This window comes from Stenotrophomonas sp. BR163 (assembly GCF_047520985.2).
GTDB lineage: Bacteria > Pseudomonadota > Gammaproteobacteria > Xanthomonadales > Xanthomonadaceae > Stenotrophomonas > Stenotrophomonas sepilia.
In genome coordinates this window covers 87,428-95,856 of the sequence record NZ_JAXBRE020000018.1, presented here as the reverse complement: position 1 = coordinate 95,856, position 8,429 = coordinate 87,428, and the positions used below count along the sequence as shown (strand labels likewise).

The following is an 8,429-nucleotide window of genomic DNA, read 5'->3' as shown; positions in this document are numbered from 1 at the left end:
GCTCGATCACCTGCTTCACCGCCTCTGCCCGGAACTCATCCGTGTACTGCTTGCTGTTGCCCATAAACACCTCGGTCATTGCCATCAATTATGGCAACCGGATGTCTACGAAAGGCTGGCCGGTCCATTGCCGCGTGATGAGGCGCTGGCGCGCATCAGCGAGGCCGTCCGGCAAGCTGCCGAACGGTTGAAGAAGCGAGGGTTCCAGACACACGCGCCGGCGGCAGCAGCAGGGGAGACGAAGTTGCTGGTGCGTCGTGGCTCGATTCAGGTCAAGGTCGAAGTCAACTTCGTCATGCGTGGCACGGTGCAGCCGGTGCACCGCGCCTCGCTGACGCCGATGGCCTGCGATGTGCTGATGGCCGATCTGGAGATTCCGGTGGTGTCGCTGGAAGACGTGTACGGCGGCAAGCTGGTGGCGGCGCTGGATCGGCAGCATCCGCGTGATCTGTTCGACGTGATGCAGCTCTTTGCGCACGAGGGCATCACGCCCGGCATCCGGCGCGCCTTCGTGGTCTACCTGGCCAGCAGCAATCGGCCGATCCACGAAGTGCTGTTCACGACGCTGCGGGACATCCGGCACGACTACGAGCACAACTTCCAAGGCATGACGACCGAGCCGGTGCCGCTTGATGCGCTGCTCGACGCGCGAGAACGCATGGTGCGCGAAATCCAGCAGGGTTTGGACGACGACGAGCGGCGCTTCCTGCTGTCGCTGGCCGCTGGCACGCCGGAGTGGTCATTGCTGGACATCGCACACCTCGAACAACTGCCGGGCATCCGCTGGAAGCTGCACAACCTGGCGCAGTTGCAGAAGACCGATGCGAAGAAGTTTGCCGAGCAGGCCGACTTGCTCGCCACGCGACTTGCTGCGGTATCCTAAGCGCTGATTGATGATGAGCCGATGCCGCGTAAACCCGCGCCAGCAAAGGACCTGTTTTTCTGACGGTAAAAGCGACGGTAACGGCCTATGTCGATCAAAGCAAATCCCTTTAACCACGCGGACTTGCGTGAGCTGTTGATGATCGAGTGGGAATGAGTTGAAAGAATGAGGGCGCCGAAAGGCGCCCTTTTTGTTTGTCAGGCGCTCCCGCAAATGGCGCAGCTTGTTGGCGGATTGCCCCGGGGACGGCATGAGAAGTTCGAGCGAGTCAGCAGTGAAGGCCCAGCTCAAGCCGATGCGATTGATCCCGTGCAGGTCTATCGTTCGAGCGGGGCGCGGGGCTTGATAGGAGGACTCGAATTGGAGTGACTGGTCGGATCACGAAGTGGTTGCATGGCCGGTAAGATGGCGGTAAGATATTCTTACCGTCCGTAATGACAGAGGTTCCAGGCAATGGATACTGATTCGATTCAGAAGGCTCTGGTTGAGGTATTGCAGGTTATACAGGCAACCAGCGAGCTGGAATGTCCGGCAATCAGTGGAGCCACCAAGCCCATCGAAGAGCTGCCTGAATTTGACAGCAAGATTTGGCCGGTTGCGATTGGCATGCTTGGGGCAAAGCTCGGGGTCGACATTGCAAGTGACGTAAATATCTTTCGCAAGGATGACTCCACTATTGCACTGACGATTAACGAGATCGTCGCAAAAGTTGATGCGCTCATTGAAGGGCAGGTCGCGGTCGAACCAAAGCTGGCGAATGCGCAATGACAGACGCAACAGAACCAAGATTGGCGCTCGCAGAACGCCTACGAGAAGCCAGAAAAGCAGCGGGCTTGTCGCAGGGTCAGGTGGCGAAGATACTGAAAATGCATAGGCCGACGATCTCTGAGATCGAGGCGGGCAATCGGCGTGTATCCGCAGATGAGCTGACCAAATTTTCTGAAACTTATGACGTTACGGCTTCGTGGCTTCTCGGCGAATCAGCCGAGACGCTTGAAGCAAGTGATCCTCGCCTTCAGTTGGCGGCGCGTGAACTAAGTAAGCTGAAATCCGACGACCTTGATCGGCTCCTTCGATTGCTTGCATCAATGCGGAACTCAGATTCTGAGCAGGAGGCCGGTGGTAAATGATCCCTCGATCCTCGGGCGCGCAGTTGAATATGGCTCGCAAAGCGTTGGTGATGCAGGGTATGCAAGCGTCGATCGCGGCACGAGTCAAGGCCGGTGTCGACCTTAAGACGCCTATTTGCATCTATGGTCTATGCGAGGCAAATAATGTCACAGTTCGATTCAATGATATCAATATGGAGGGTATGTACGATCGGACGCCGAAGCCTCGGATTCACTTGTCGGTCTTGCGGCCACTTGCGAGGAGAACTTTCACCTGTGCGCACGAACTGGGACATCACCTTTTCGGTCATGGTTCAACTATAGACGAGTTGAGAGATGATCAGAACAGCAGTTCAAACCGCCCGCCGAATGAGATCCTCGCCGATGCTTTCGCTTCCTTTGTTTTGATGCCGACGTTGGGACTCAAGGAGGCGTTTGCTAGGCGTGGTCTTGACCCAAATCGCGCTACGGCTCTTGATATGTACGCCATAGCCTGTAATTTCGGAGTTGGTCAAGCCACTCTGGTTAATCACCTTGCCTATGGAGTTAATCTAATTAGCCAGGCGCAACGTGATCGCCTCGGCCGAATCACACCAAAGATGATTCGCACAGAACTTCTGGGGGAGGCTGTATCTGCGCAGCTCACGGTAGCTGACCAGAACTGGAGCTCGCCTACGCTGGACGTCGAGCAGGGAATGCTTCTACTTCTTCCTTCTGGAGTCGTTGTGGACGTGTCAATGCTCGCGCCCGAGCGAGATCTAGCTGCAGGGCGGGTCTTTCGAGCGACGAAATGCGGTATTACGCGCGTAGTAATTCCAGGAACTAAGTGGGCGACCTACGTTCGTATTGCTAGGCGTCAGTATATTGGTTTGGCGAAATTCCGGCATCTTGAGGAAACTGCAGATGACTAAGTCTCCACAGTCGATTGGACCGGTTCTAGTGGATGAGCAAGATCTCTCGCTGGCTTGGGCAGCGGCTGCTCTCCATGCAATCGATCACGCTGGTCCAGAGATATCTCCGCTCGTCTTGAGTGTGAGCGGCTTTAGTGAGCTGGGTGTTGCGCGGGAAACGACAGCAATTCGTACGGCTCTTGACGCGTTGCTGTCTGCAAGGGGGCATCGTAGTGTCGAAGATGTGGCGTTCACGATTTTTCCGCAGCGATTGTGGAGGGTGGCCCAAGGCGATCGCGCCAAGCTCTTCCAGTACTACAGGGACGCATTCCCCCGCTATCAGTCCATGAATCCCAGGGGCAACCGACGCGGTCTCTACTTCGAACGGATGACGAGTTACGGTCGAGGGCCCTGCGATGGTAATCAGCTTGAGTGGATACTGTCTAAATTTGAAAGCCGAGACGGCGTCAGGCGCTCAATGTTTCAGGCTAGTATTTTCGATCCAGAGAGGGATCACGTCTCTGATGCCCAGCTCCAATTCCCATGTCTTCAGCACGTCAGCTTTGAGCCAACTAAAGATGGCCTTGTTATTAATGCATTTTACGCAACGCAGCAGCTTTTCGTAAAGGCTTATGGGAACTACCTGGGGCTTGCTCAGCTGGGGGCGTTTATGGCCCACGAAATGAAAATGAAATTATTGCGAATGAATGTGGTTGTGGGAGTGGCGAAATGGGAGCGAATTTCGAAATCGGATTCTGATTTGCAGCCCTTGATAAATGCCGCGCGGGAAGCTGTTTTGTCGCGCCGCACATCTCTCGCAGAAGGGCTTGGTTCGAAGGATGCCGGGGTAAAGGCGTGAGTATTGGCAGTAGCAAGAGCCGTAGATTCTATGAGGCAGGGCTCGTTGTCCCTTCTTCACGAGCGGGTGGTAGTGAGCATTTGTTGCCGATCAAGGTGACACCCGTATTTGACAGCTATTGGCGGTTCGCGGTGGAGCGGCAGAGTGTTTTCTATCAGCGACTGAATGGTGAGCCGGGTCCTTGGAGTGCTGATTCGATAATATCAGAGCACAAGTTTACAAATGCGTATCGGGCGTCGGATCGCGTTAGTCAGTACCTTATAAAACATGTAATTTATCGCGAAGATCTTTCCAGTACGCCAAAGGAGGTTCTGTTTCGGATAATTTTATTCAAGCTCTTTAATAAGATTGAGACTTGGAAGTTGTTGGAGCATGAGCTCGGGGAAATATCGTTTAAGAACTATAGTTTCGAGGCGTACGATAGGGTTCTTAGTCGGGCAATGGGGGCGGGCGGGCGGATCTATTCCGCTGCTTATATAATGCCCCCTGGTGGCTCTGTCTTCGGATACTCAGTGAAGCATCAGAATCATTTGCGTTTGCTCGAGAGGATGATGTCGGATAATTTGGCGGATAAATTATCCCGGTCAAATAATATGCAATCCGCTTTTGAATTGCTCCGTAGCTACCCGACGATAGGCGACTTCTTGGCATATCAGTTTGTGACGGACATAAATTACAGCGGGATAACGAATTTTTCCGAGATGGATTTCGTTGTTCCGGGCCCTGGGGCGCGAGATGGATTAAGAAAGTGCTTCAGTGACAGTGCGGGGCTGAACGAGGTCGAGCTAATTCGATTGATGGCCGACAACCAGGAGCGGGAGTTTGAGCGACTTGGATTGAGCTTTCGAAATCTCTGGGGGCGTAGATTGCAGCTTATTGATTGTCAGAACCTCTTTTGCGAGGTGGACAAGTATGCGCGAGTCGCCCACCCTGATGTAGCTGGTATATCAGGTCGCACGCGGATCAAGCAAAAATTCTCGCCGACCGGGCCTCTAGAGGCTCCGTGGTACCCTCCAAAGTGGGGGATTAACGAAATTGTCAATAGGGATTTATCCGGCCGCTGATTTAGTTCTGGAATGGGCGTATACGCGCACGGCTGTTGCTCAAAAAACTTTCAACTTAGGAGGCTAGTAATGGATTTGAACACCTACCAGAGAGAAGCGCAGAGTACTGATCGTGTGCCTTCGCGGCAGAGGAATGGCGGTGCAGGAAGCGATGTGGTGGTTCCGTTGCTCGGCCTAGCCGGTGAGGCGGGCGAGCTTCTTAGTGAGTATAAGAAGCATCTCAGAGATGGAGATTCCCATCTCCTCTTTCGGGAGCGTGTGTCGGAAGAGTTGGGGGACTTGCTATGGTACGTCGGGAACTTGGCGGAAAAGTTCGATCTAAAGCTTGAAGACATCGCCCAGCAAAATCTCAGGAAGACGCGCGATCGATGGGGCCCTCAAGATACCAGTTCTCTCGTCTTTGACGCTGACTTCGAAGAGCACGAACGTTTGCCGCGACGATTTGAAGTCGAGCTGAGCGAGGTCATCGTTAATGGGGCCAAGAAAATTCGAATGCAAGTGGATGGTAAACAGATCGGTGATGATTTGACCGACAACGCAGACGATCCCGATGGCTATCGATTCCATGACGTCTTCCACCTGGGTTACGTTGCTGTCCTAGGATGGTCGCCAGTCATTCGGAAATTATTGGGCAGGAAGCGGAGAAGCAATGCCCGCATAGATGAGGTTCAGGACGGCGGCAGAGCGCAAGTTCTGGACGAGGGTGTTGCGGCGCTAGTTTTCGACTATGCGAAGGAACATCGCTGGCTTGAGGGTGTTGACGATTTGGATTATAAGTTGCTGCGAACGGTAAAGGGGGTGACATCGTTGCTTGAGGTGCGGGAGAGGTCGCTTGGCGAGTGGCAGCGGGCGATCTTGAATGGTTTTGAAGTATGGCGGCAGGTTTTGAAGTGTGGCGGGGGAAAGATACTGGTGGATCAGGATGCTAGGGCGCTTAAGTTTCTCGGCCCGCCCGCAGGCGAGGGGTAATGTGGTCGCTTAATTAAATCCATATCGATAATCATAAGTCAGCAGCGAATGGAGGCCTGTGGAATGATCAGTGAATATCAGTCGGGTATTTATTCAAATGTGGTGGTGCACGGCTTGGATATCGTGGATGTGGTGCATTTCACCCGCTTGATGAATAAGCACGCGGGAGAATTCATGGATCGCTATTTTACACTTGGAGAACTTTTGGCTGCGAGTGATGGGGGTAATCGGTTCGAAAGACTTGCTTCGCGATTCGCTATCAAAGAGGCGGTACTTAAGGCGCTCGGTACCGGTTGGGGGGGAGGTATTGCGTTCACGGATGTGGAGGTTGTGTCGGAGCCTTTGGGGGCGCCGACCATTGTGCTCCACCGAAAGCTAGTGCTAATCGCGCAGGATCGTGGCATTGTTCGCTGGTTGGTAAGTGCCAGCCATACCGCTGTAATTGCAATGGCGAGTGTTATTGGCCTCGGTTCTCAATCAGGTAGCTTGGTAGGGTTTGAGAAGATTCTGGATAAATAATTTCTTTCAAATTCATGAGTGGTTGTGCTTGATGGTGGGTGAAGTATAGGGCGGTCGGCTGGGCCGCGGATGTACAAGTTGAACGTTTAGGCTGGGTGCGCCCACAGTCGTGCACTAATTTGGCGCCGCGCGCTGTGTATTAGTATTGACCTACTTACAAGTCGTTGTCACCTATCACGTGCCCTCTGCATAGCACTGCTTCGAGTGAATGCTGTTCAGTAAGATAGGATTACTGAATATTTACTCTGGCCTAACCTCATGGCAAGCCCACTCAACCAACCCCCGGCAAGCCAGAAACAACCCATCCACAACCCCCTCATCCAAATGCCGCTCCGGCTCCGCTGCCACCCGGCAGCGGTCTGCCGCGTGCAGCACCTCCAACACCGTCAGCAGTCCCACCAACGCTCGCTCGGTTCTCGCCAGGCTCACGCGGCGGCCGGGTGACACATCGGTTTCTGGCCAAGGATGCCCATCTGCACCCTCGCAGCCGCGCATGCGCTTCAGGATGCCGAGGAGGGAGTTCAGGTCGGGCAGGGGAGTGTCGTCGTTGATGGGCTCAACAACGGTGTACGAAGAGAAGGTGTCGGATTCGTTCATGGCGTCGGCTTCCGTGGCTGTGCTTAACAGCGCCACCGTGAAGAGGTGGCGGACGATGCGTGGCTGCAAACCGGGATGAGATAGCACCATAGACCGGTGGGTCCGAAGACCCCCACGCACCGCCCGCCAGAAAGGCCGACGGATTGCCCGCCGGCACCGGTTAAGGACGGTGCCGACGGGCAAGCGCAAACTACAGGTGCATCTCTCATCACGGGTTTGCAGACCCGGTGCCACCCTTTTTCGGTGGCGCGCCATGGTGTTTACGCAGTCGCTTCGAATGCCAATAGAAATTCGCGAAGGAATCGCGGAATCCGAGAGCGAAGAACTATTATTGCACGCTCCATTCGTGCGGCACGCGACACCGCCGGACGCATTCGCGCAGCTGCTCTGCTGATGGCGATTCAAAGTGGCGCAATCGCCCACGCCACAAGCGAATAGCGCGACAGCCTTCTTTGCAACAGTTCTTAGTCCGCCTCGCCAAGCAACGGCGCGCGATCAGCCGCATAGCCCGAAAAGCGGTTCAAACCCGACACCGTTAACAAGCCCCCGGCTTCAACCGACACCATCCTCAGCCGCATTCCCCACCAGCAACTCAATCATCGCCCGCGCCGCCGCCGACTGCCGCCGGTGCGGCGCATAGATCACCGAGAACGGTCTTGACCGCCCTCGCAGCTGCGGCAGCACTTCCACCAGCTGCCCACGCTGCAGCCGCTCGCGCACGATGAACGCATAGCTTTGGCAGATGCCGATGCCCTGTTCGGCCAGCGACACCACGCCCAGCACATCGTCGGAGGTCTCGATGGACGAACGCGGCAGCCAGTCCACGTCGTGCCCGCCGTCGCAGAAGATCCACGGCGCCAACCGACCGGTGCGCGGCATCACGAACGGCAGGCACAGGTGCTGTTGCAGGTCGTCCAGCGTCTGCGGCGTGCCGCGGCGCTGCAGATAGTCCGGCGCGGCCACCAGCAGCAGCGGGGCGTCTTCCAGCTTTCGCGCCACCAGCCCGCTGTCCGGCAGCTGGCCCAGGCGGATGGCCAGGTCGAAGCCTTCGGCCACCAGGTCGACGTTGCGGTTGGTGATGTTCAGTTCCACCTGCACCTGCGGGTACTGCTGCGCAAAGCGCGCCAGCACGGGCGGCAGCCGGTAGTGGCCATAGGTGGTGGGCACGCTCAGGCGCACGCGGCCGGCCAGCGCACCGTCCTGGGCCAGTACGTCGCGCTCGGCGTCGTCCAGCAGGCCGAAGGCGGTGCGCACCTGTTCCAGATAGAGCCGCCCGGCGTCGGTCAGGCCGACGCGGCGGGTGGTCCGCTGCAGCAGCTGCCGGCCCAGCCGCGCTTCCAGACGGGTGACCGCGCGGCTCAGCACCGAGGGCGTGGTGGACAGCGCCACCGCGCCGGCCGTGAACGAGCCGTGCTCGACCACCGCCAGGAACACCTCCACATCGCCCAGGTAGTCGAACTTGCGGCTCATTTGGTTCTCCGGGGAACAGATGTTTTGCGATGGGGCCAATTTATCGCCGCTGGGGCAATGAATAAAGTG

At 56.3% G+C, this 8,429-nt stretch carries 10 protein-coding genes; 8 read left to right on the top strand and 2 right to left on the bottom strand.

Going from position 1 to position 8,429, the window contains the following annotated elements:
* The 8 genes from ACM0PY_RS15180 to acpS form a co-directional block, all read left to right on the top strand.
* On the top strand, positions 1 to 883 hold an 883-nt coding region (locus tag ACM0PY_RS15180), incomplete at its 5' end, for a nucleotidyl transferase AbiEii/AbiGii toxin family protein (protein WP_495493271.1).
* Between the two features lie 453 nt (positions 884 to 1,336).
* A complete protein-coding gene (locus tag ACM0PY_RS15175) occupies positions 1,337 to 1,651 on the top strand; it encodes a hypothetical protein (RefSeq protein WP_180884461.1) in 315 nt (104 codons plus the stop codon).
* Positions 1,648 to 2,013 (top strand): helix-turn-helix domain-containing protein, encoded by a 366-nt coding sequence (locus ACM0PY_RS15170; protein WP_180835764.1) that lies wholly within the window; start codon positions 1,648 to 1,650, stop codon positions 2,011 to 2,013. Before ACM0PY_RS15175 ends, ACM0PY_RS15170 begins: the two co-directional genes overlap by 4 nt.
* A complete protein-coding gene (locus tag ACM0PY_RS15165; protein WP_180835763.1) occupies positions 2,010 to 2,903 on the top strand; it encodes an ImmA/IrrE family metallo-endopeptidase in 894 nt (297 codons plus the stop codon). Before ACM0PY_RS15170 ends, ACM0PY_RS15165 begins: the two co-directional genes overlap by 4 nt.
* Complete coding sequence (locus ACM0PY_RS15160) at positions 2,896 to 3,741, top strand: thymidylate synthase family protein (RefSeq protein WP_180895448.1); 846 nt, start codon at positions 2,896 to 2,898, stop codon at positions 3,739 to 3,741. The genes ACM0PY_RS15165 and ACM0PY_RS15160 overlap by 8 nt, the downstream gene beginning before the upstream one ends.
* 83 nt (positions 3,742 to 3,824) lie before the next feature.
* Positions 3,825 to 4,805, top strand: coding sequence for a nucleotide kinase domain-containing protein (locus ACM0PY_RS15155; RefSeq protein WP_219633516.1), 981 nt, complete (start codon positions 3,825 to 3,827; stop codon positions 4,803 to 4,805).
* A 69-nt stretch (positions 4,806 to 4,874) separates the two neighbouring features.
* Positions 4,875 to 5,774: a nucleoside triphosphate pyrophosphohydrolase family protein gene (locus ACM0PY_RS15150; protein ID WP_180884455.1), complete on the top strand. Its 900-nt coding sequence runs from the start codon at positions 4,875 to 4,877 to the stop codon at positions 5,772 to 5,774.
* 63 nt (positions 5,775 to 5,837) lie between these two features.
* Positions 5,838 to 6,293, top strand: coding sequence for a holo-ACP synthase (gene acpS, locus ACM0PY_RS15145; RefSeq protein ID WP_180835759.1), 456 nt, complete (start codon positions 5,838 to 5,840; stop codon positions 6,291 to 6,293).
* A 240-nt stretch (positions 6,294 to 6,533) separates the two neighbouring features.
* Here the strand turns inward: acpS and ACM0PY_RS15140 are convergent, their stop codons facing one another.
* Positions 6,534 to 6,890, bottom strand: a complete 357-nt coding sequence (locus tag ACM0PY_RS15140) for a hypothetical protein (RefSeq protein WP_180884453.1) — start codon at positions 6,888 to 6,890, stop codon at positions 6,534 to 6,536.
* 552 nt (positions 6,891 to 7,442) lie between these two features.
* Positions 7,443 to 8,360: a LysR family transcriptional regulator gene (locus ACM0PY_RS15135; protein WP_414609375.1), complete on the bottom strand. Its 918-nt coding sequence runs from the start codon at positions 8,358 to 8,360 to the stop codon at positions 7,443 to 7,445.
* Positions 8,361 to 8,429 lie beyond the last annotated feature (69 nt).